The organism is Parabacteroides sp. TM07-1AC (assembly GCF_003480915.1).
GTDB classification, from domain to species: Bacteria; Bacteroidota; Bacteroidia; order Bacteroidales; family Tannerellaceae; genus Parabacteroides; species Parabacteroides chongii.
The window spans coordinates 1-216 of sequence record NZ_QUKD01000012.1 but is presented as its reverse complement, the minus strand read 5'-3'; positions in this window follow the sequence as shown (position 1 = coordinate 216).

Here is a 216-nt window from a genome sequence, read left to right as displayed (position 1 = left end):
TGGAGCGTATGTTGTAAAGCACTACTTTTGCATCCGCATTCGAGAGAGAACGGCACTGCAGAACATGATGAAAAAACTTTTAGAAAAAACTTCCTAAAACATTTGGAAGTATAAAATAAAAGTCCTTATCTTTGCATCCACGTTCGCTAAAAAAACTAGCGAGTGTAACAAAAAGAGTTCTTTGAAAGATTTACATATCAACAAGTAGTACAAGTA